The sequence below is a fragment of the Paraburkholderia sp. RL17-373-BIF-A genome, from assembly GCF_046030175.1.
Classification (GTDB): Bacteria; Pseudomonadota; Gammaproteobacteria; order Burkholderiales; family Burkholderiaceae; genus Paraburkholderia.
The window spans coordinates 117,517-138,045 of record NZ_JARESO010000012.1 but is presented as its reverse complement, the minus strand read 5'-3'; the positions used below and the strand labels follow the sequence as shown (position 1 = coordinate 138,045).

The 20,529-nt window shown below is 64.5% G+C and carries 20 protein-coding genes; 13 read left to right on the top strand and 7 right to left on the bottom strand.

From position 1 onward, the window contains the following. Positions 1–148: 148 nt before the first annotated feature. Positions 149–484 carry a flagellar hook-basal body complex protein FliE gene (fliE, locus tag P0D80_RS17325; protein WP_132376619.1) on the bottom strand — a complete coding sequence of 112 codons (336 nt, stop codon included), beginning with the start codon at positions 482–484 and terminating at the stop codon, positions 149–151. Positions 485–719: 235 nt separating this feature from the next. Between fliE and fliF the strand changes: the two genes are divergently transcribed. From fliF to fliR, 13 genes are all read left to right on the top strand, one after another. Beyond that, positions 720–2,519: a flagellar basal-body MS-ring/collar protein FliF gene (gene fliF / locus P0D80_RS17320; RefSeq protein ID WP_132376618.1), complete on the top strand. Its 1,800-nt coding sequence runs from the start codon at positions 720–722 to the stop codon at positions 2,517–2,519. Beyond that, positions 2,509–3,504, top strand: coding sequence for a flagellar motor switch protein FliG (fliG, locus tag P0D80_RS17315; RefSeq protein ID WP_007179928.1), 996 nt, complete (start codon positions 2,509–2,511; stop codon positions 3,502–3,504). Before fliF ends, fliG begins: the two co-directional genes overlap by 11 nt. After that, positions 3,491–4,174: a flagellar assembly protein FliH gene (gene fliH, locus P0D80_RS17310; RefSeq protein WP_207915670.1), complete on the top strand. Its 684-nt coding sequence runs from the start codon at positions 3,491–3,493 to the stop codon at positions 4,172–4,174. Before fliG ends, fliH begins: the two co-directional genes overlap by 14 nt. Continuing rightward, a complete protein-coding gene (fliI, locus tag P0D80_RS17305) occupies positions 4,168–5,817 on the top strand; it encodes a flagellar protein export ATPase FliI (RefSeq protein WP_408285627.1) in 1,650 nt (549 codons plus the stop codon). The genes fliH and fliI overlap by 7 nt, the downstream gene beginning before the upstream one ends. 2 nt (positions 5,818–5,819) lie before the next feature. Then, the gene (fliJ, locus tag P0D80_RS17300; RefSeq protein WP_132376615.1) at positions 5,820–6,269 is read left to right on the top strand and encodes a flagellar export protein FliJ; all 450 of its coding nucleotides are present in this window, start codon (positions 5,820–5,822) and stop codon (positions 6,267–6,269) included. Positions 6,270–6,328: 59 nt separating this feature from the next. Continuing rightward, positions 6,329–7,825: a flagellar hook-length control protein FliK gene (locus tag P0D80_RS17295; RefSeq protein WP_408285623.1), complete on the top strand. Its 1,497-nt coding sequence runs from the start codon at positions 6,329–6,331 to the stop codon at positions 7,823–7,825. Positions 7,826–8,333: 508 nt separating this feature from the next. Further along, a complete protein-coding gene (gene fliL, locus P0D80_RS17290) occupies positions 8,334–8,840 on the top strand; it encodes a flagellar basal body-associated protein FliL (protein ID WP_408285620.1) in 507 nt (168 codons plus the stop codon). Between the two features lie 65 nt (positions 8,841–8,905). Then, positions 8,906–9,904, top strand: a complete 999-nt coding sequence (fliM, locus tag P0D80_RS17285; protein WP_132376612.1) for a flagellar motor switch protein FliM — start codon at positions 8,906–8,908, stop codon at positions 9,902–9,904. Continuing rightward, a complete protein-coding gene (fliN, locus tag P0D80_RS17280) occupies positions 9,897–10,361 on the top strand; it encodes a flagellar motor switch protein FliN (protein WP_132376611.1) in 465 nt (154 codons plus the stop codon). The genes fliM and fliN overlap by 8 nt, the downstream gene beginning before the upstream one ends. Next, entirely contained in the window at positions 10,358–10,969 is a 612-nt protein-coding gene (gene fliO / locus P0D80_RS17275) for a flagellar biosynthetic protein FliO (RefSeq protein ID WP_408285615.1), read from the top strand. Before fliN ends, fliO begins: the two co-directional genes overlap by 4 nt. Beyond that, positions 10,969–11,793 (top strand): flagellar type III secretion system pore protein FliP, encoded by an 825-nt coding sequence (gene fliP / locus P0D80_RS17270; RefSeq protein ID WP_408176433.1) that lies wholly within the window; start codon positions 10,969–10,971, stop codon positions 11,791–11,793. Before fliO ends, fliP begins: the two co-directional genes overlap by 1 nt. A 50-nt stretch (positions 11,794–11,843) precedes the next feature. Further along, on the top strand, positions 11,844–12,113 hold the full coding sequence (fliQ, locus tag P0D80_RS17265; RefSeq protein WP_106284814.1) for a flagellar biosynthesis protein FliQ: 270 nt from the start codon (positions 11,844–11,846) through the stop codon (positions 12,111–12,113). Between the two features lie 37 nt (positions 12,114–12,150). Next, positions 12,151–12,933 (top strand): flagellar biosynthetic protein FliR, encoded by a 783-nt coding sequence (gene fliR / locus P0D80_RS17260; RefSeq protein ID WP_132376609.1) that lies wholly within the window; start codon positions 12,151–12,153, stop codon positions 12,931–12,933. Positions 12,934–13,028: 95 nt separating this feature from the next. Here the strand turns inward: fliR and flgL are convergent, their stop codons facing one another. The 6 genes from flgL to flgH form a co-directional block, all read right to left on the bottom strand. Further along, a complete protein-coding gene (gene flgL / locus P0D80_RS17255) occupies positions 13,029–14,252 on the bottom strand; it encodes a flagellar hook-associated protein FlgL (protein ID WP_132376608.1) in 1,224 nt (407 codons plus the stop codon). A 10-nt stretch (positions 14,253–14,262) separates the two neighbouring features. Further along, positions 14,263–16,236 carry a flagellar hook-associated protein FlgK gene (gene flgK / locus P0D80_RS17250; protein ID WP_408285611.1) on the bottom strand — a complete coding sequence of 658 codons (1,974 nt, stop codon included), beginning with the start codon at positions 16,234–16,236 and terminating at the stop codon, positions 14,263–14,265. 269 nt (positions 16,237–16,505) lie between these two features. Continuing rightward, a complete protein-coding gene (locus tag P0D80_RS17245) occupies positions 16,506–17,279 on the bottom strand; it encodes a flagellar brake protein (RefSeq protein ID WP_408176429.1) in 774 nt (257 codons plus the stop codon). A 337-nt stretch (positions 17,280–17,616) separates the two neighbouring features. After that, the gene (flgJ, locus tag P0D80_RS17240; RefSeq protein WP_132376605.1) at positions 17,617–18,609 is read right to left on the bottom strand and encodes a flagellar assembly peptidoglycan hydrolase FlgJ; all 993 of its coding nucleotides are present in this window, start codon (positions 18,607–18,609) and stop codon (positions 17,617–17,619) included. 12 nt (positions 18,610–18,621) lie between these two features. Then, the gene (locus P0D80_RS17235) at positions 18,622–19,818 is read right to left on the bottom strand and encodes a flagellar basal body P-ring protein FlgI (RefSeq protein WP_408176428.1); all 1,197 of its coding nucleotides are present in this window, start codon (positions 19,816–19,818) and stop codon (positions 18,622–18,624) included. A gap of 2 nt (positions 19,819–19,820) precedes the next feature. Beyond that, positions 19,821–20,519, bottom strand: a complete 699-nt coding sequence (flgH, locus tag P0D80_RS17230; RefSeq protein ID WP_132376603.1) for a flagellar basal body L-ring protein FlgH — start codon at positions 20,517–20,519, stop codon at positions 19,821–19,823. Between the last annotated feature and the right edge of the window lie 10 nt (positions 20,520–20,529).

Below are 20,529 nucleotides of genomic sequence, written 5' to 3'. Positions count from 1 at the left end.
CTCTGCCTGTACCTGGTTATCGGATAGGCAGCGGGAAAGCTTTAGGCCAGTGTAAGGAGGATTAAGGGGCCAGATGGCGCGGCCCTCGTGGGCCACACGGCGCGCACGCGTTCGGGCGGGCGGAACAGCCTTACCACCCGAGCCGCGTTCACACCGACATCTGCATGATGTCGTTATAGGCGGACACCAGCTTGTTGCGCACCTGCAGGCCGAACTGGAAGCCCACGTTGGCCTTTTGCATATCGACCATCACGTCGTTCAGCGACACGTTCGACGAGCCGAGTTCGAACGCCTGCGATTCGCCGACCGCCTTGGTCTGATCGCCGCTGATCTTGTCCAGCGAAGCTTTCAGCGCCGAGGCAAAACCGGTGGGCGTAGCCGCGCCGGACGTGTCGGCCGCGGCATTACTGCCACCGGCCGCTTGCGCCGCCATCGACTGAATCTGTTGCAGCGCCGACGAAAGCGCGTTCACGGGGAAAGTCATGTTTTCTCCAGGAAAGGACGACCGGCATGCCAAACCGTACCGATCTGGACGAAAGCATAGCAGCGGGCCATACGGGAAAGCCCCGAAACTAGGGGGGAAACCCGGCTCTATTCAAGCAATCGGGTTGAGCCGCGCTGCGGATAATTTCGATGGTGAAAGTCTCTGTCCGTGCGCCCGCCGACCCTCGGTGCGGCAGCGGGCAGAACGCAAAAGGCATCCCGGAGAAACCCGACGCATGGATTCGTCAGCCAACTCTTTGATCAACCCCGACGCCCGCATGGGCCTCGCCGGCGCGCAGCCAGGCGTCGGTGCGGCCGGTGCCGGCCAGGCCGGTGGAGCAGCAGACCTCGGCGGCCTGGGGAGCAACCTCGGTGGCAACTTCGGTCAGCGCCTGTCCGGCCTCGCGCAAATGCGCGGCAACCCGCGCGCTCCGCTGATTTTCGCGGTGGCGCTGCTGGTCGCCGTGGTGGCGGGGCTGTTCCTGTGGTCGCGGGCGCCGGACTACAAGGTGCTCTACAGCAACCTGTCGGACCGCGACGGCGGCGCCATCATCACCGCGCTCCAGGCAGCCAACATTCCCTATAAGTTCTCCGACGCCGGCGGCGCGATCCTCGTGCCGGCCGAACAGGTGCACGAAATGCGTCTGCGCCTCGCGTCGCAGGGCTTGCCCAAGAGCGGCTCGGTCGGCTTCGAGCTGATGGACAACCAGAAGTTCGGCATCAGCCAGTTCGCCGAACAGATCAACTATCAGCGTGCACTGGAAGGCGAACTGGAGCGCACGGTCGAGTCGATTTCGTCGGTGAAGTCGGCGCGCGTGCATCTGGCGATTCCGAAGCCGTCCGTGTTCGTACGCGACAAGGAAGCGCCGTCCGCCTCCGTGCTGGTCAACCTCTACCCGGGCCGCGCGCTCGACGAAGGCCAGGTGCTGGCGATCACCCATATGGTGTCGTCGGCGGTGCCGGATATGCCGGTGAAGGGCGTGACCATCCTCGACCAGGACGGCAATCTGCTGACGCAGCCGTCCACCGGCAGCGGACTCGACGCCTCGCAACTGAAGTACCGCCAGCAGATCGAGCGCAGCACCCAGCAGCGCATCGACGCGATCCTCGCGCCGCTGTTCGGCTCGGGCAACGCGCACTCGCAGGTCAGCGCCGATATCGACTTCTCGCATAGCGAGCAGACCTCGGAAAACTACGGCCCGAACGGCACCCCGCAACAGGCGGCGATCCGCAGCCAGCAATCGAGCAGTGCCACCGAAATGTCGCAAGGCGGCGCCTCGGGCGTGCCGGGCGCGCTGTCGAACCAGCCGCCGCAACCGGCTTCGGCGCCGATCAATGCACCGAACGGCGCGAGCGGCGTGACGACCACGCCGGTCAGCGACCGCAAGGACTCGACCACCAACTACGAACTCGACAAGACGGTGCGCCATCTCGAACAGCCGATGGGCGGCATCAAGCGCCTGTCGGTGGCGGTGGTGGTGAACTACCTGCGCGTGGTCGACGGCAAGGGTCACGCCACGATGCAGCCGGTCACCGCCGACAAGCTCGCGCAGGTCAACCAGCTGGTGAAGGACGCGATGGGCTTCGACCAGGCGCGCGGCGACTCGGTCAACGTGGTCAACAGCCCGTTCACCACCGAAGTCGATCCGAACGCCGACCTGCCGTGGTGGCGCACGCCGGACATGATCGCGCTCGCCAAGCAGATCGCTACTTACCTCGGCATCGGCGCGGTCGCCCTGTTCCTCTACTTCGTGATGGTGAAGCCGGCGCTGCGCCGCGCTTTCCCGCCGCCGGAGTCGGCCGCCGCCGCGGCGCTGCCCTCGCCGGACGAGCCGATCCTGCTGGACGGCATTCCCGCCGCCGAGCGCGCGGGCGCGAACACGGTCGCCGAACTGGAAACCGACAGCGAACTGCTCGCCCTCGAAAGCTCCAAGCACAAATACGAACGGAACCTGGAATTCGCGCGCAACATCGCGCGCCAGGATCCGAAGATCGTTGCAACCGTCGTGAAAAATTGGGTGTCCGATGAGCGCTGAAGGCGTAATGAAGAGCGCGCTCCTGCTGATGTCGATCGGCGAGGAAGAAGCCGCGCAGGTGTTCAAGTTCCTCGGGCCGCGCGAAGTCCAGAAGATCGGCGTCGCGATGGCCGCACTGAAGAGCGTGACCCGCGAGCAGGTCGACGAAGTCCTGCAGGAGTTCGTGCGTGAGGCCGAGCAGCACACCGGCATGTCGCTGGATTCGAACGAATACATCCGTTCCGTGCTGACCAAGGCGCTCGGCGACGACAAGGCCGGCGCGATCATCGACCGGATTCTGCAGGGCAGCGATACGAGCGGTATCGAAGGCCTGAAGTGGATGGATTCCGCAGCGGTCGCCGAACTCATCAAGAACGAGCATCCGCAGATCATCGCGACCATCCTCGTTCACCTGGACCGCGATCAGGCGTCGGAAATCGTCGCCTGCTTCACGGAACGGCTGCGCAACGACGTGCTGCTGCGCATCGCGACGCTCGACGGCATCCAGCCGGCCGCGCTGCGCGAACTCGACGACGTGCTGACAGGCCTCCTGTCCGGCAGCGACAACCTCAAGCGCAGCCCGATGGGCGGCATCCGCACGGCGGCCGAAATTCTCAACTTCATGTCGAGCAATCATGAAGAAGGCGTCATCGAGAATGTTCGCCAATACGATGCGGAACTCGCGCAGAAGATTATTGATCAGATGTTTGTGTTCGAGAACCTGCTCGATCTGGAAGACCGCGCGATCCAGCTGTTGCTGAAGGAAGTCGAGTCCGAGGCGTTGATCATCTCGCTGAAGGGCGCGCCGCCCGCGCTGCGCCAGAAGTTCCTGTCGAACATGTCGCAGCGTGCCGCCGAACTGCTCGCCGAAGACCTCGACGCGCGCGGTCCGGTGCGCGTCTCCGAAGTCGAGACGCAGCAGCGCCGCATCCTGCAGATCGTGCGCAACCTGGCCGAAGGCGGCCAGATCGTTCTAGGCGGCAAGGCCGAAGATGCATATGTCTGATCAGAACTCCGCGGCGAAGGAAAGCCTCTCGGCCTACCAGCGCTGGGAGATGGCCTCGTTCGATCCGGTGCCCCCGGCACCGCCCGAACCCGAAGTCGACGACGGCGCTTTCGAAGCCGAACTCGAACGTCTGCGCGACGCCGCTCATGCACAGGGCATCGCGTCCGGCCACGTGGCCGGCCAGGCGCTCGGTTATCAAGCCGGTTACGACCAAGGCCATGCGCAGGGTTTCGAGCAAGGCCAGAGCGAAGCACGGGAAGAAGCCGCGCGGCTCGCCGCGCTGGCTGAAACCTTCAAGGCCGCGCTCGATGGCGCGCAAGGCGCGATCTCCGAGACGCTCGTCGCACTCGCGCTCGACATCGCGCAGCAGGTAGTGCGCCAGCATGTGCAGCATGACCCGACCGCGCTGATCGCCGCCGCGCGCGAGGTGCTGGCCGCCGAGCCCACGCTGGTCGGCGCGCCGGCTTTGATCGTGAGTCCCGCCGATCTGCCGGTCGTCGAAGCCTATCTGATGGAAGAATTGCAGACGCGCGGCTGGACCGTGCGCACCGATCCGGCGGTGGAACGCGGCGGCTGCCGCGCGCAAGCCGGCACCGGCGAAGTGGACGCCGGCATCGACACGCGCTGGGAGCGTGTGGCTGCCGCACTCGGCAAGGTGAGCACATGGTGAAGCCGACGCTCGAAGAGATCCGCGCCAGCGACCTGACGCCGCTCGAACGCGAACTGGCGCTGGCGTCGTTCGGCGCCGAGGCGCTCGCGGAAGTACCGGCTGCGGTGACACCCGCCGCGGCCGCGGTCGCGGCGATCGAAGCCGCCTTGCGCGATCCGGCGCATGCCCATCCGGCGACGGGCGCCGCCGCGAGCCGGGTTGCCGCGCCTGCGAGCTCCGCTTCCGCCGCTGTCGCCCACGCCCCGTACGATCCCGCGCTCGACAGCAATCCGCACATGCAAGCCTGGCGCGGCCGCCTCGACGCACTGCGCGCGCGCAACGCAATCGCCAAGCCGATGCGCGCCTGCGGACGCCTCACACGCGCCGCTGGTCTCGTGCTCGAAGCCGTGGGCCTGCGCCTCTCCGTAGGCGCCGAAGTGATGATCGAACTGCCGCAAGGCAGTTCGCTGCCGATGGCCGAAGCCGAAGTGGTCGGCTTCTCCGGCGACAAACTGTTTCTGATGCCGACCACTGAAGTGATCGGCCTCCTGCCCGGCGCACGCGTCTTCCCGCTCGAAAGTGCGCCGATCGCCGACCCGATGGCGGGCGCGAAGCGTCTGCCGGTCGGCTGGGAATTGCTTGGCCGCGTGCTGGACGCCTCCGGCCGTCCGCTCGACGGACTCGGTCCGCTCGGCGCGCATGCCGACGCCCCGCTGTCCTCGCCGGTCATCAATCCGCTGAACCGCGAGCCGATCCACAAGGTGCTCGACGTCGGCGTGCGCGCGATCAACGCGCTCTTGACCGTCGGCCGTGGCCAGCGCATGGGATTGTTCGCCGGTTCGGGCGTCGGTAAATCGGTGCTGCTCGGTACGATGGCGCGCTACACCAGCGCCGAAGTGATCGTGATCGGCCTGATCGGCGAGCGCGGCCGCGAAGTGAAGGAATTCATCGAGCAGATTCTCGGCGAGGAAGGATTGGCGCGCTCAGTGGTGATCGCCGCGCCGGCCGACGTTTCGCCGCTTCTGCGTATGCAGGCCGCATCGTATTCGACGTCGCTCGCTGAGTATTTTCGCGACCAGGGCAAGCACGTGCTGCTGCTGATGGACTCGCTGACCCGTTACGCGATGGCGCAGCGCGAGATCGCGCTGGCCGTGGGCGAGCCGCCCGCCACCAAGGGCTATCCGCCTTCGGTGTTCGCCAAGCTGCCGGCGCTCGTCGAGCGGACCGGCAACGGCCCGGCGGGCGGCGGCTCGATCACCGCGTTCTACACGGTGCTGACCGAGGGCGACGACCAGCAGGATCCGATCGCCGACTCGGCGCGGGCGATTCTGGACGGCCACATCGTGCTGTCGCGCTCGCTGGCTGAAGCCGGCCACTATCCCGCGATCGACATCGAAGCGTCGATTAGCCGGGCAATGACCGCGCTGATCGACGATAACCATCTGGACAAGACGCGTATGTTCAAGCAGATGCTGTCGCGCTATCAGCGCAACCGCGATCTGATCAACGTCGGCGCGTATTCGAGCGGGCGCGACGCGCTGCTCGACCGCGCGATTGCGCTGTATCCGCGGATGGAAGCATTTTTGCAACAAGGTTTTCGCGAGTGCGCGAACTTTGAACCGAGTCTCGAGATGCTGGACGCGCTGTTTGCCCAAGGAGGCTGACGATGGCGAAACACTTTCCGATCAAGACCCTCATCGGCCTCGCCCAGGACGATGTGGACGCCGCCGCGCAACGTCTGGGCCGCGCGCAGCGCGAGCGCAACGACGTGCAGTCGCAGCTCGACGCCCTCGTGCAGTACCGCGACGAATACCACGCACGCTTCACCGCGACGGCCCAGACGGGCATGCCCGCAGGGAACATGCGCAATTTCCAGGCATTCATCGACACGCTCGACTCCGCCATTGAACAGCAGCGCAACCTGCTGGTGACGGCCAACGCGCGCGTCGAGGCAGCCAAGCCCGATTGGCAGCGTCAGAAGCAGAAGCTCGGTTCGTACGAAGTGCTGCAGGCGCGCGGCGAGGCAGCCGAAGCCAAGACCACGGCGCGGCGCGATCAGCGCGACGCCGACGAACACGCCGCCCGGATTCTGAGGATGCGCGCAGAAGGCGCATGACGCGCATGAGCGCCACCTCGATTGACTGAACACCGTTTGACCGATTGACAGGATTCCCTATGTCGCTTCTTTCACAGATCGGCTCGCTGCTCGGCTCCGCCAGCAGCACGTCAACCAGCGCGGCCATCGCCGCTGCGGCGAACGCAAAACCGTTCTCGCAAACCCTGCAGCAGAGCATCGACCAGCAGAACAGCGCGGCTGCGCTGAGCGCGAGCCAGCAGCAGGCTGCGGCTGCGGCCGCGGCGTCGTCAGGATCGTCGCCGTCTTCGTCGAGCGTGCACGACGCGCCGCCGCCGGCCGATCCCGCACCGAAAAGCGCCGACGACGCGAGCAACAGCAAGGACACCAGCAAGCCGACGAGCTCGGCTTCGTCCACGGCTTCGTCGGGCGATACGCAACAGGCTTCGACCGACAAGACGAACGCCACGCCGGCGAAAACCGGCAACACGGCGAACCAGACCGACGCGGGCACCGCGGCGGCAGCCGCTGCCGCTCAGGCCCAGGCACAAGCTCAGGCCGACGCGAACAGCGCCAATACGCCGACAACCGCCGACCCCGCAGCAGCTTTGACCGATGCCCCGACCGCGCTGCCCGGCACGGCCACGGACGCTACGACCGGCCGCACGCCGGGCAAGAAATCCACCGCCACCGATCCGAAGTCATTGCAAGACGCGCTGCAAGCGGCGTTGGCTGCATTGGCGAACGGCCAGGGCATTCCCGCGCAAGCGCTGGCGAGCGGCGCAGCCGCGAGCGCCGCGACCTCGGCAAACGGCCTGGCTGGTACGAACACTGGGCCGAATGGCGCTGCGGACGGCAAGAGCCTGGCGGCTGGCCTGTTTGGCGACGGCAAGGGATCGACCGTATCGAAAGCCGCGATGACGACGGCGGCGACGACCGTGGCCGACCCATCGGCAGCCGTAAAAGCGGCGGCTGACGCAATGACGGCGACGGCAGCCGGAGGCACGCAAGCCGACGATCTTGCCTCCTTCAAGAGCGCGACGGATGCAGCGACAGCGGCGCTAGCCGCTTCGCAAGCCGCGGCGAGCGCAGCGAGCACGACGGCAGCCGGCCAGACCACTGGCAACGCCGGCGCGGCGGAAGCGGCGAACGCGCTGTCACCGCAGGTCGGCACGACCGACTGGGAAGACGCGTTGAGCCAGAAGGTGGTGTTCCTGTCGAACGCACATTCGCAGAGCGCCGAGCTCACCTTGAACCCGAAGGATCTGGGGCCGCTACAGGTTGTCTTGCAGGTTGCCGATAACCATGCACATGCGTTGTTCGTGTCGCAGCACCAGTCCGTGCGCGAAGCCGTCGAAGCAGCGCTGCCGAAGCTGCGCGAGGCGATGGAATCCAACGGCATCGGCTTGGGAAGCGCAAGCGTCAGCGACGGCTTTGCGCGCCAGAGCGGCCAACAGCAAAGCGCCGACTCCGGCCGTTCCGGCGGCCGCTCGAGCGGGAGCGGATCGTTTGGCGGCAATAGCGGCACGGACGCGATCGACACGGCGGTCAACGTACCCGTGCGCCGCACGGTAGGCCTGGTCGACACATTCGCTTGAGGTTGATGCCTTGAGCGCCGGCATTCGCCGTGCGCCAAAGCATTTGCCGAACATTGATTTTGCAGACAGTTGATCAGCGGCGCCCACCAAAGGGCGCCGATTTGCGTCGGGTGGTTAAGTGAAGTACCGCCACGGCGCGCGCAGCGTCGCCGGAAGAATGAGCGCCTTGTCACTCACGCGGAATGCGCGAGAACACTGATTCCAGATGGACCACTACTGCGACTGCGCGAGGGGCCCGCTTATGAGCTGGCTGTGTGAAGCGGCTTTCTTTGCCTACTTTCTTTGCCGCGGCAAAGAAAGTAGGTGCCGCCCCGCACAGGGGCAACGCCAATAGACCACAGCGAGCTCAAGGAAAGGCCAACACCCCACAGCGGACCAAAAGAAAAGCCCAACAAAAAAGCAAAAACCAGAGATAACCCTCAATCCCCCTTCTTTTCGACCCATCGCGCCGCCGGCAAATCAACAACAATCACCATCACCAGCACTAAAGGCAAGCAAAGCAAACCTCATGGCAACCACAACCGCACCCCAGCAAGCCGCGCCCGCCTCTCCGGGCCCGATGAAGCGCATCATCCTGATCGTCCTCATAGCGATCATTGCCGCGGGCGCAGCCGGCGCGGGCGTGTGGTTCTTCATGTCGAAGCGCGCCCCCGCCGCCGTATCGGCTGAAACCGCCAGCGCGCCAGCGCCACTCGCCGCTCCGCTGTTCTTCCCGCTCGAATCGATGACCGTGAATCTGCAATCAGACGACGGCCAGCAGCATTTCCTGCGCATCGGCCTGACACTAAAACTCACCGACGCCAAGACCCAGCAAGAGCTGACCGACCACATGCCCGAAGTGCGCAGCCACATCCTGCTCGCACTCTCGAACAAGCACCCTGACGAACTCGCGCCGCTCGAAGGCAAGCGCGCGCTCGCCACGGAACTGCGCACGCTGATCGAGCAGCCGACCGACAAGGGCGCCGCGCCGATCCATGTCCAGGACGTGCTGTTCACCGAATTCGTCGTGCAGTGACGCCGGTCGTGACGTTAATCAGCGCTGCCATCATCAACCGCCACGGGACGCACGAGGAATAAGGAATGGGCCACGAAGAGTTCATGTCCCAGGAGGAGGTCGATGCCCTCCTCAAGGGCGTAACCGGTGAAACCGACTCGGAAGCCGAGCAAAGCGACCGTGCGGGCGTACGGCCTTACAACATCGCGACGCAGGAACGCATCGTCCGCGGCCGGATGCCCGGCCTCGAAATCATCAACGACCGGTTTGCGCGCCTGTTGCGCGTCGGCATTTTCAACTTCATGCGGCGCTCAGCGGAAATCTCCGTCGGTCCGGTGAAGGTGCAGAAGTACAGCGAATTCACCCGCAACCTGCCGATCCCGACCAACCTGAACCTGGTCCACGTGAAGCCGCTGCGCGGCACGTCGCTGTTCGTGTTCGATCCGAACCTGGTGTTCTTCGTGGTCGACAACCTGTTCGGCGGCGACGGGCGTTTCCACACCCGCGTCGAAGGCCGCGATTTCACGCAGACCGAGCAGCGCATCATCAACAAGTTGCTGAACCTGGTGTTCGACAACTACACGGCGTCGTGGAAGAGCGTGCGTCCGCTGCAGTTCGAATACGTGCGCTCGGAAATGCACACGCAATTCGCCAACGTGGCGACGCCGAACGAAATCGTCATCGTCACGCAGTTCTCGATCGAGTTCGGCACGACCGGCGGCACGCTGCACATCTGCATGCCGTACTCGATGATCGAACCGATCCGCGACATCCTCTCGTCGCCGATCCAGGGCGAGGCGCTCGAAGTCGACCGCCGCTGGGTCCGCGTGCTGTCGCAGCAGGTGCAGGCAGCGGAAGTGGAACTGACCGCCGACCTGGCTCAGGTGCCGGTCACGTTCGAACAGATCCTGAACATGCGCAAGGGCGATGTTTTGCCGATCAACATCCCCGAACACATCACGGCGAAAGTCGATGGCGTGCCGGTGATGGAATGCGGCTACGGAATTTTCAATGGTCAGTATGCGTTGCGGGTCCAGAAGATGATCAGCGCAGCCGAAACGATGAAGGAAGGTGGATATGAGTGACCTGAACGCAAAAACTGAGGCCGAACTGGCCGCTGGCGAGCCGCAATTTGCCGCCGACGCAGCCGCTGCCGAAGACGACGCGGCCATGGCGGACTGGGCCAGCGCGCTGGCCGAGCAGAACGACAATACGGAAGTCAGCGCAACGACGGCGGGCGTGTTCCAGCCGCTGTCGAAAGTCGAGCCGACCTCGACGCGCAACGACATCGACATGATCCTGGACATTCCTGTTCAGATGACCGTCGAGCTCGGCCGCACCAAGATCGCGATCCGCAATCTGCTGCAACTCGCGCAGGGTTCGGTGGTGGAACTGGACGGCATGGCCGGCGAACCGATGGACGTGCTGGTCAACGGCTGTCTGATCGCGCAGGGCGAAGTGGTGGTGGTGAACGACAAGTTCGGGATCCGTCTGACCGACATCATCACGCCGTCCGAACGTATCCGGAAGTTGAATCGATGAAACGCGTTGCCGGTCGCGCCGTGTTGCGCACTGTTCTGAATCGCGCTGCACAGGCTGCGAACGTCGTGGCGGCGCTATGCGCCTCGGCGTCGATCTTCGCGCTGCTCGCACCGTCGGCCGCTCACGCGGCGGACATGAACGCGGTCAACAACGCCGCGAAAATCGCCTCGGGCGTCGGCGCGGGCACGGCTGTTCCGGCGCTCGGCGTCGGCGCGGTATTGCAAACCATCGTCGGCCTGCTGGTCGTGATCGGTCTGGTGTTCGGTTGCGCATGGCTCGCTCGCCGCTTCGGCTTGCAGCCGGCAAACCGCGGCGGTCTCGTGAAGACGGTCGGCGGCGCCTCGCTCGGCGGCAAGGAACGGGTCGCGGTGGTCGAGATCGGCGATACGTGGCTCGTGCTCGGCACGGCGCCCGGCAATGTCCGTCTGCTTCATACGATGCCGGCCGGTTCGGCCGCCATCGATCCGCTCGGCGCCACGCAGCCCGGTCCGGCAAGCACGCGGGCGACGGGCACGGCACTCCCAGGCACCTTCGGCCAACGCTTTCGCGACGCTTTGAAAGGCGAAGTGGGCAAACGTTTCAACGGGCAAGGCGGCGGGGTTCGGTAATGCAGTTCAGTCTTCCTTCGGCGCGTCACGCGCAATCCGCTCGCATGTCCAGCACCTCCTCGAAAGTGATTTCAGCCGTGCGCCGCGTTGCGCCTGTCGCGTTGCCGGCGCTGATGCTCGTGCTGCCGACACTGTCGTTCGCGCAAACCGCCGGCTTGCCGGCCTTCAACACGAGCCCCGGCCCGAACGGCGGCACGACCTACTCGCTGAGCGTGCAGACGATGCTGCTGCTCACGATGCTGTCGTTCCTGCCGGCGATGGTGCTGATGATGACGAGCTTCACGCGCATCATCATCGTGCTCTCGCTGCTGCGCCAGGCGCTCGGCACGACCACGACGCCGCCTAACCAGGTGCTCGTCGGACTCGCGCTGTTCCTCACGTTGTTCGTCATGTCGCCGGTGCTCGACAAGGCCTACACTGACGGTTACAAACCGTTCTCCGACGGCACGATTCCGATGGAGACCGCGGTGAACCGCGGCCTCGCCCCGTTCAAGACGTTCATGCTGCGCCAGACCCGCGAAAGCGACCTCGCGTTGTTCGCCCGCATCTCGCACGCCGCGCCGATGCAAGGTCCGGAAGACGTGCCGCTGTCGCTGCTGGTGCCCTCGTTCGTGACGAGCGAACTGAAAACCGGCTTCCAGATCGGCTTCACGATTTTCATCCCGTTCCTCATCATCGACATGGTGGTGGCGAGCGTGCTGATGTCGATGGGTATGATGATGGTGTCACCCGCGACCATTTCGCTGCCGTTCAAGCTGATGCTGTTCGTGCTGGTCGACGGCTGGCAATTGCTGCTCGGCTCGCTTGCACAGAGCTTTGTTTAACCGCGCTTTTTAACCGCGCCCGCGCCCTCCACGCTTCCGGTCCCATCGCCATGAATCAAGAATCCGTCATGACGCTCGCGCACCAGGCCATGTATGTCGGCCTGCTGCTCGCCGCGCCGCTGCTGCTGGTCGCGCTGGTGGTCGGTCTGGTGGTGAGCCTGTTCCAGGCCGCCACGCAGATCAACGAAAGCACGCTGTCGTTCATCCCGAAACTGCTCGCGATCGCCGTCACGATGGTGGTCGCCGGCCCGTGGATGCTCACGACCATGCTCGACTATCTGCGCCAGACGCTCACCAACATTCCGACGCTCGTCAACTGAGCGCGGCGCCGGCTCTCACCTTCCCTTCCGACCCGCGATGTTCTCCGTCACCTACGCGCAACTGAACGCCTGGCTCACCGCGTTCCTGTGGCCGTTCGTACGCATCCTCGCGCTGGTCGCCACCGCACCGGTGCTCGGCAACCGCTCGCTGCCGATCCGCGTGAAGATCGGCCTCGCGGCATTCGTCACGATCATCGTCGCGCCCACGCTCGGCGCGCTGCCGCAAGTCACGGTGTTTTCCGCCGAAGGCGTGTGGATCATCGTCAACCAGTTCCTGATCGGCATCGCGCTCGGCATGACCATGCAGATCGTGTTTCAGGCGATCAGCGCGACGGGCGATTTCGTCGGTCTCGGCATGGGGCTCGGCTTCGCGACTTTCTTTGACTCGCAGGCAGCCAGTTCGAGCCAGGTGCTGTCGAGCTACATGAACACGATCGCCATGCTGGTGTTTCTGGTGATCGACGGCCATTTGCAGATGATCAGCGCGCTGCTCGCCACGTTTCAGTCGGTGCCGGTGTCGGCGAACATTCTCGGCGCGCCCGGCTGGCGCACACTGGCGAACTTCGGCAGCACGGTGTTTTCGGCGGGCCTGCTGTTGTCGCTGCCGGTGGTCGCCGCGCTTCTTATCACCAATCTCTCGCTCGGCATACTGAACCGCGCCGCGCCGCAAATCGGCGTGTTCCAGATCGGCTTTCCACTGACCATGCTGATCGGCATGCTGCTGCTGCAGTTGATGACCCCGAACATGATTCCGTTCTTCATACGGCTCTTCGACGTCGGCCTCGATCAGATGGGGCGCGTAGCGGCGGGGTTCAAATAGCACGCTTCGCTCGCCGCGCAGTGCAATGAAAAAAAGAAGGGCGGAACCGGCTCACACCGGCTTCCGCCCTTCCCCGTTTCAGACTGCTCGTGCTATCAGTTCAAGTACTGGAACAGCGAGATATTCTGAATCTTCGCGAACGCCTGCTGCGCAGCTTGCAGTGCGGCCTGCGTCATCGTGTACTTGCCGATCGTCTTGACCATGTCGGTCTGCGTCAGATCCGCGAGATTGCTCGACGTCTGCAGCGTGTTGGTCTGCGTGACCGTCTGCAATGCCTGCACTTCCTGCTCGCGGCCACCCACTGCTGCTTGCGCCGTCACGACGTTGTTCATCGTGTTCTCGAGCTGGGTCATGCTGGTGGTCAGCGCGCTCTGGAAGCTGGCCGTCGAAGCGCCGCCCGACACTGGCGTTTGCAATGTGGTGATCAACTGGCTCAGATTAGCGAACACGTCCATGCTGCCTTGCGTGGCCGGCGTCACCGTGAAGCTGTCGCCCGCGTTCGGCGCGCCGGTGATCGACACCGACTGGCCGCCGAGCGTGATCGCCGAACCGGCCGTGAACGCTTGCGGCGCGCTCGTGGTCACGGCGCCGGTCGCCGGATCGGTCTGGCTCACGGTATAGGTGGTCGCCGACGAGAAGTCGATCGAATACTTGTCCGCGTTGGTCGGATCGGTCGGGTTGTTCAGGCTCACCGTACTGATCACGCCCGTGCCGGTGTTGCCGGTTTTGGCGGCCGGCACGGAACTGGTGCCGATCGGCGCAACGCTGCCGAAGATCGCAATGCCGTTGTCGCCGGTCTGCACCACGTGCGAATCGGTGATCTGCACGCCGGGCGTGCCGGTGTCGCCGGAATAGGTCACGACGCCGGCCGAATTCGTGGTGTACGGCTGCGCGCTGCTTTGATAACCGGCGAACAGGTAGTTGCCTTGCGGGTCGGTCGAATTGGCGAGCGTCATCAACTGGCTGCGCAAGCTTTGCAGTTGCGTCGCGATCGAACCCCGGTCGCCATCGTTCAGCGAACCGTCGCCGGCGCGCAGCACCAGCGTATGAATGGTCTGCAGCACCGTGTTGACGCTGCCGAGCGTGGTGTCTTCCTGCTGCAGCGAAGCCAGCGCGGTGCCCTGATTGGTCGTGTATTGCGACAGGGTCGTCGCCGTCGAGCTCAACTGCACGGCCTGCGCCGCGCCGAGCGGATTGTCCGATGGCGTGGAGAGGCTCACGCCGCTCGAAATTTCGGCATACAACTGCGACAACTGAGCTTGCTGATCGCTCATCGTCGCGACGTTCATGTTGAAGTACTGCGTGCTGGAGATGCGCATTGTCAACGCCTCACTGGAAGATGCCGAGTATCGTCTGGAACAGGGTCTGCGCGGTCTGGATGACCTTGCTGTTCGCCTGATACAGCTGCTGATACTGAAGCAGGTTGGCTGCTTCTTCGTTGATGTTCACGCCGGAAACCGACTGCTGCGCGGTGGTGATCTGCGTCACCAGCGAGCTTTGCGCGGTGCTCGACGTCTGAATCTGGTTGGTCTGGTTGCCGATATTGTTGACGTAGTTCGCATACGCGCCCGTCAGCGTGACCGTGCCGCCCGACAGCGATTTCGCGGTGGACAGATTCGACAGCGCCAGTGCGTTGCGGCCGTCGTTGTTCGCGCCGGTGTTCGGGCCGATGGTGAACTTGTCGCCGGCCGCCGGTGCGCCGCTGATCGTCACCGAGACGTTGTTCATCTGGCCGGCGGTCGCGTTATTGATCGTCAGCGAGGCGCCGGTGGCCGACGAATACGGCACCACGGTCGTCGCGCTGGTGATCGAATACGTGGTAGCGGGGGAACCGGCCACCGTCACCGTCGAACCGACCGGGAAACCGGACAGGCCCGTGCCGTCGTACGAGAGCGTGGTGGTCGAGTTCGGCATGGTGTAGCCGGCCGTGACGGTGCCCTGCGTGATCGTGCCGGTGCCGGTGTTGCTCGACGCGGCCGCGCCCAGCACGGGCGCGGCGGCGGCGATCGCCGATGCGTCGGTGGTGGCGGTCGCGAAGCTGTTCAGCGCGCCGCGGGTCGGCTCGACCGTGAACGAGTCGCCAGGGTTCATCGTCCCGGTGGTCGAGAAATTCAGGCCGTTGATCGGCTGGCTCAGGTTGGTCGCCGAACCCACCACGCTGCCCGTCGAATTGTCGGTCAACGTGTAGGTGGTGCCGTTGTAGGCGAGCGTGTAGTCACCGGTGGTCGGTTGCGTGGGATTCGCGAACGACACGTTCAGCGACGCATTGCCGGTGTTCTGCGTATTCGCATAGACCGTCGGGCCGCCCACTGAGAACAGCGCGCCACCCTTGGCGCCGGCGAGCGTAATGCCCAGCCCGTTTTGCGCGTTGACCTGCGCGGAGAAGCTCACGGCGATCGCGCCGAGTTGCGCCTCGCCCGGATCGAGCGTCTGGCTGCGGAACGCGAGCAGGCCGCCGAGCGTGCCGCCGTCGATCTTGCTGTCGGGCAGGTTCTGCGGCGCGGCTGCCGGGTTCGCACCCGCCTGGCCGAGATACTGGACGGACAACTCGCTGGTGTCGCCGGTCGAAGGCGCTGTGCCCAGGTTGTAGCTGTTGTTGGAGGACACCAGCGGCTGGCCGTTGCTCATGAAGACGCTGTAGCTGCCGTTGCTGTTCACGACGTTCACGCCGATCAGTTGCGACAGGTTGGACACGGCGAGATCGCGCTGATCCATCAACTGGTTCGGCGGCTGGCCTTGCGTGCTGGCCTGGGCGATCTGACCGTTCAACTGCGCGATCTGCTGCGTGAAGCTGTTGATCTGCGAAACGGTGTTGGTGAGCTGCGTGTTGACGCTCTGGCGCAGCGCGTCGTATTGCTGACCCGCGGCGTTGATCTGGTTCACCAGCGTCTGCGCGCCGCTCATCGCGGTCTGGCGTGTAGCCAGGCTCGACGCGTTGTTCGAGACGTTCTGCAAGCCGGTGAAGTAGCCGGTGATCGCGCTCGCAATCCCGGCGGTCGGGCTGCCGATCAGATTGTTCAGTTGCGAGATCAGCGTGTTGTACGTCGACAGCGCGCTGCCCGAGCTCTGCGCATTGTTCAGCTCAGTGGTCAGATACTGGCTGTACTGGCGCGTCACGGTCGTGGTCGAGACGCCTTGCGGCAGATAGCCCGAGCCCGTGTACTGACCGCCGCTTTCCGCATACACCGGCGTTTCAATGGTGTAGCCAGGCGTCGACGCGTTGCTGATGTTCTGGCCGGTCGTCGTGAGTCCCCACTGGGCTGCGTTCAGTCCACTGAGGCCGATATTGATGAGATTGGACATGCGTCATCCTGAAGAGCGACACCGTACACATGCCGCCGCGTTACTTGAACATCTTGTTTAACGGCCTCAACAAGGAAAAATTGAGGTCATTCCGATGCGTGTTCGACGTTTGTTTCAACGTTTGCGAGGCTTGCCTGCCGGGCTTGTCACCCATCGCGCAGAGACGCGCGCCGGTACGGAAAACAGGTGACAAGGAAGTGACGATGAGCCGGCAAGCGAACACGATGCGCAAGCAACCCCTCTCACGCACCACAGATCCGACATTTCAATCAGCGCACCAGCGAACGGCGCTTCATCTCGAGCTGCGTGATCAGACGTTGCAGCGTGTTTTCCGCGCTGCCCGGCAGCGTCAGAAAGCGGAAGCCGAGCTGAAAACGCTGCGTGCCATTCGGCAACGCGGTGGAGCGATGCGACACGAGTTGCAGATCGAGCGAGAGCCGGCCGAGCGCGCCGAGCGACAGTTCGCAATCGAGCAGGCGCGTGCCCATCGGCAATTCGGCCACGCGTTCGTCCGTGGTGCGCATGCCGACGCCGCCGAGCGACAGGTCGTGCACTTCAAAGCGAAACGAATCGCCTTCGGGCAAACGGCCGGAGCATACGTACGGATCGAGAATCGGCGCATCGACGCGGAAGTACTCGCGGCGCTGCACGTAAAACAGCACCTCGGGGAAATCGGCCTCGAATGCGGGCAGTCCTTCGAAACGGGTCTCGCGCGGCGTGCCGGTGGCGAATTCGACACGCACGCCGTCCGGCTGCGCGTGGAACTGGCAGCGCGGTGCGCTCAGCAAGCCTTTGTTCTGATCGGACAACGCGCCCCAGTCGAACGTGAAGCTGCGGCCGCGCACGTCGACGTCGAGTAGACGCGTGACGAGCTGTCCGCCTGCATATTGAACGGTGAGGAAATCGCCGCGATTGACGAGATTGCGTAACTGGACGCCGATCTCCAGCGGATTGCGACGGCCAAAATCGTTGCCGCCGTCGTCGGTCGGAGCGTGCAGCTGGCCGTGTGTGTCGGTCTGGCCGTTCGACTGGGTAGTATCCATGGGCTTGCCGGTATGCATGTTCTTGCGGGCGCGTGCCAGGGCTCCTGCCGGGGCTTTCGCGCGGTCTTCATCGAAGCCGCAGCACGCGCATCCCAACCGGACATTACAACGCTTTCCGGTATTGGGTCTAACTGATTAGCGGCAGCATCCGGCCAAAATTTAGGGGCCTGTAATGAATTATTTGCCGCAAACGTTAAACCGCGCCATGCCACTCGCGGGTGGACCGGCCGCCCGTGGGCGGCCGGCCTCGTCCGTCTTGCTATGCACCTGGCCCCGTCGCGTGCATGGTTTTGATTCGGTTAAGTGATCGGTTGATTCGAACTGCGGTCACGGCAGCTCAGCCCATCTTCTGCATGATGGACATCAGTTTTTTCGCGTAGTGCGGATCGGTTGCGTAACCGGCGCGCTGCATGCCATTGGCGAAGCCGTTCACGTCATGCGCCGAATTGATCACCTGCGCGTAACGCGGATTGCCCTTGAGCAGACTCGCGTAATCGGTCATGGCTTCCTGATACGAGTCGTACGCGCGGAATTTTTCGACAACGCGCTGCGGCTTGCCGTTCACATATTCGGTCGTGACCGTCGACACGGTCTTGCCGGTCCAGTCCTTGCTCGCCTTGATGCCGAACACGTTGTGGCTGGTCGAGCCGTCCGCCTTCTTGATCTCGCTCTTGCCCCAGCCCGATTCGAGCGCGGCCTGGCCGATGATGAAGCGCGCCGGAATGCCGGTCGCAGCGCTGGCGGCTTGCGCAGGTTGGGCGAGCTTGTCGACGAAAGCGTCGACCTTCGGCGAGCTGCCGTCGCCTTTCAGCGGCGGAGTGAGCGCGCTGTTGGCCGAGTAGCCCTTGCCCATCGCCAGTTGGCCGTTGGCCTGCGCATTGCCGTACGCCTTGGCGAGCGCGTTCAGCGCCGCGGTCTGGCCTTCGTCGCCGCCGCCGCTGCCGCCGCCCAATGAGTTAGCCATGCCGGTCAAACCACCCGCACCGCCGCCCACCTGCATGCCCTGATTGCGCATCAGTTGCTTGAGCATTGCGTCAGCCACGCCAATGCCCTTTTGCGACATCTGTTGCGACAACTGCTGATCCATCATCGACGTGAAGGTGGCGCTGTCGTGCGAATCGAACGGACCGTCTTGCGGGGTCGCGTCGCGCATGCTCTTCAACATCATCTGCGTGAACACCGCGTCGAACTGCTGCGCGGCCATCTTCATGCCGGCTTGCGGCGATGCCTTGGCTTGCGCGCTCAGCTTCGCGAAACCCTGCACGTCGAGCGCGAAGCGCTGGGTCAGGTCGTTCGCCGAAGCGGCGGAATTGGTCGTATCCGAATTCATCCCGTGTCTTCCTTAGATGATTTCCAGGTCGGCGCGCAGAGCGCCCGCCGCTTTCATCGCCTGCAGGATCGACATCAGATCCGCGGGCGTCGCACCCAATGCGTTGAGCGCCTTCACCACTTCGGCGAGATTGGCGCCGGCGGTCACCAGCTTCAGTGCGCCGTTGTCCTGCTTCATCTGAATCTGCGACTGCTTGGCCACCACCGTCTGGCCGTTCGAGAACGCGCCAGGTTGGCTCACCACCGGCTGCGTATTGATCACGACCGAGAGGTTGCCATGCGCCACCGCGCAGTTCTGCAGCGTGACCATCTGATTCATCACGATCGAGCCGGTGCGCGCGTTCAGGATCACCTTCGCGGCGGCTTGCGCCGGCTTGACGTCGAGGTTCTGCAACTGCGCCATGAAGGCGACCTGCTGCTCCGGATCGCTCGGCGCGCGCAGTTGAATCGTGCGGCCGTCGAGCGCGGTTGCCGTGCCGCCGCCGAACGCGTTGTTCACCGCGGCCACCACGCGCTGCGTGGTGTCGTAGTCCATTTCGTTCAGGTCGAGCTGCATCGTGCCCGCTTGCGACACTGAAGTCGGCACCGCGCGTTCGACAATCGCGCCGCCGGCGATGCGGCCCGCGGCCAGCGTGTTCACCTGCACCTTGCTGCCGTTGGCGCTCGCGCCGGCGCCGCCGACCGCGAGATTGCCCTGGCCGAGCGCATACACCTGGCCGTCGGCGCCCTTCAGCGGCGTAAGCAGCAGCGTGCCGCCGCGCAGGCTCTTCGCATTGCCGAGCGACGACACGGTCACGTCGATCGCTTCGCCGGGACGCGCGAACGGCGGCAGCACCGCCGTCACCATCACCGCGGCGACGTTCTTCAGCTGGATGTTCGACAGCGACGACTGCGAATTGCTCGAACCCGCCGCCTGGTTGTTGATCGAGATGCCGAGGTTCGCCAGCATGTTGGCGAGCGTCTGCGTGGTGAACGGCGTTTGCGTGGTCTGGTCGCCCGTACCGTCGAGGCCGACGACGAGGCCATAGCCGATCAGCGGATTGTCGCGCACGCCCTGGATCTGCACGAGGTCCTTCAGCCGTTCGGCATGAGCAGGCGTGGCGGCCGGCAGCGCCGCGCAGGCGAGCGCGACGAAGGCCAGCGCGCGGCCGAAACCGGCGAATCGCGCGAGGCGGGTGCGGATGCGTATACGGAAGAGGACGGTACGCATGATCACCACGGCGACACGTTGAGGAAGAAGCGCTGCAGGAAGCCCATGTTCTCGGATTCGTCGATATAGCCCTTCGCGGAATATTCGATCTTCGCGTCGGCCACCTGGGTCGAGTACACGGCGTTCAGGTTGGAGATCGTGTTGGGATTCACCACGCCCGAAAAGCGCACGAATTCATTGCCCTGGTTGATCAGCATCTGCTTTTCGCCGCTGACCATCAGGTTGCCGTTCGGCAGCACGCCGGTCACCGTGACGGTGATCACGCCGCTGAACGTGTTCGACGCATTCGCGCCGCCCGTCGCGGCGAACTTGTTGGCGCCGTTCGCGCTCAGGTTGACCTTGCCGAACAGGCCGCTGAGAAAGCCGGAGGTGGGCACGTCGAAGTTGGTGTTGCCGCTGCGGTTGACGCCCGCGCCCGAGGACTTGGTCGCGTTGACGTTTTCCTGGATCACGATCGTCAGGATGTCGCCGACATTGCGCGGCCGCTGGTCTTCGAACAGCGGACGGCCCGCGTAACCCGGGTTGTAGATCGAGCCCGGCGACTGCGCCGACGGCGGCATCGGTGGCAGCGCAGTCATCGGTTGCTGCGTGATCGGCTGCTTCGGCACGAGGCCGCAGCCACCCAGGGCCGCGAGCAGCGTGAGCTGCACGAGCGCCTGAGCGGTGCGCGAATGAACCGGATTGCGAGTGAAGTGCGACATCATCATTACC

What these genes read in the sequence shown, in the direction of transcription:
- fliE (WP_132376619.1), bottom strand. Translation starts at nt 484, where the DNA reads ATGACTTTCCCCGTGAACGCGCTTTCGTCGGCGCTGCAACAGATTCAG.
- fliF (WP_132376618.1), top strand. Translation starts at nt 720, where the DNA reads ATGGATTCGTCAGCCAACTCTTTGATCAACCCCGACGCCCGCATGGGC.
- fliG (WP_007179928.1), top strand. Translation starts at nt 2,509, where the DNA reads ATGAGCGCTGAAGGCGTAATGAAGAGCGCGCTCCTGCTGATGTCGATC.
- fliH (WP_207915670.1), top strand. Translation starts at nt 3,491, where the DNA reads ATGCATATGTCTGATCAGAACTCCGCGGCGAAGGAAAGCCTCTCGGCC.
- fliI (WP_408285627.1), top strand. Translation starts at nt 4,168, where the DNA reads ATGGTGAAGCCGACGCTCGAAGAGATCCGCGCCAGCGACCTGACGCCG.
- fliJ (WP_132376615.1), top strand. Translation starts at nt 5,820, where the DNA reads ATGGCGAAACACTTTCCGATCAAGACCCTCATCGGCCTCGCCCAGGAC.
- P0D80_RS17295 (WP_408285623.1), top strand. Translation starts at nt 6,329, where the DNA reads ATGTCGCTTCTTTCACAGATCGGCTCGCTGCTCGGCTCCGCCAGCAGC.
- fliL (WP_408285620.1), top strand. Translation starts at nt 8,334, where the DNA reads ATGGCAACCACAACCGCACCCCAGCAAGCCGCGCCCGCCTCTCCGGGC.
- fliM (WP_132376612.1), top strand. Translation starts at nt 8,906, where the DNA reads ATGGGCCACGAAGAGTTCATGTCCCAGGAGGAGGTCGATGCCCTCCTC.
- fliN (WP_132376611.1), top strand. Translation starts at nt 9,897, where the DNA reads ATGAGTGACCTGAACGCAAAAACTGAGGCCGAACTGGCCGCTGGCGAG.
- fliO (WP_408285615.1), top strand. Translation starts at nt 10,358, where the DNA reads ATGAAACGCGTTGCCGGTCGCGCCGTGTTGCGCACTGTTCTGAATCGC.
- fliP (WP_408176433.1), top strand. Translation starts at nt 10,969, where the DNA reads ATGCAGTTCAGTCTTCCTTCGGCGCGTCACGCGCAATCCGCTCGCATG.
- fliQ (WP_106284814.1), top strand. Translation starts at nt 11,844, where the DNA reads ATGAATCAAGAATCCGTCATGACGCTCGCGCACCAGGCCATGTATGTC.
- fliR (WP_132376609.1), top strand. Translation starts at nt 12,151, where the DNA reads ATGTTCTCCGTCACCTACGCGCAACTGAACGCCTGGCTCACCGCGTTC.
- flgL (WP_132376608.1), bottom strand. Translation starts at nt 14,252, where the DNA reads ATGCGCATCTCCAGCACGCAGTACTTCAACATGAACGTCGCGACGATG.
- flgK (WP_408285611.1), bottom strand. Translation starts at nt 16,236, where the DNA reads ATGTCCAATCTCATCAATATCGGCCTCAGTGGACTGAACGCAGCCCAG.
- P0D80_RS17245 (WP_408176429.1), bottom strand. Translation starts at nt 17,279, where the DNA reads ATGGATACTACCCAGTCGAACGGCCAGACCGACACACACGGCCAGCTG.
- flgJ (WP_132376605.1), bottom strand. Translation starts at nt 18,609, where the DNA reads ATGAATTCGGATACGACCAATTCCGCCGCTTCGGCGAACGACCTGACC.
- P0D80_RS17235 (WP_408176428.1), bottom strand. Translation starts at nt 19,818, where the DNA reads ATGCGTACCGTCCTCTTCCGTATACGCATCCGCACCCGCCTCGCGCGA.
- flgH (WP_132376603.1), bottom strand. Translation starts at nt 20,519, where the DNA reads ATGTCGCACTTCACTCGCAATCCGGTTCATTCGCGCACCGCTCAGGCG.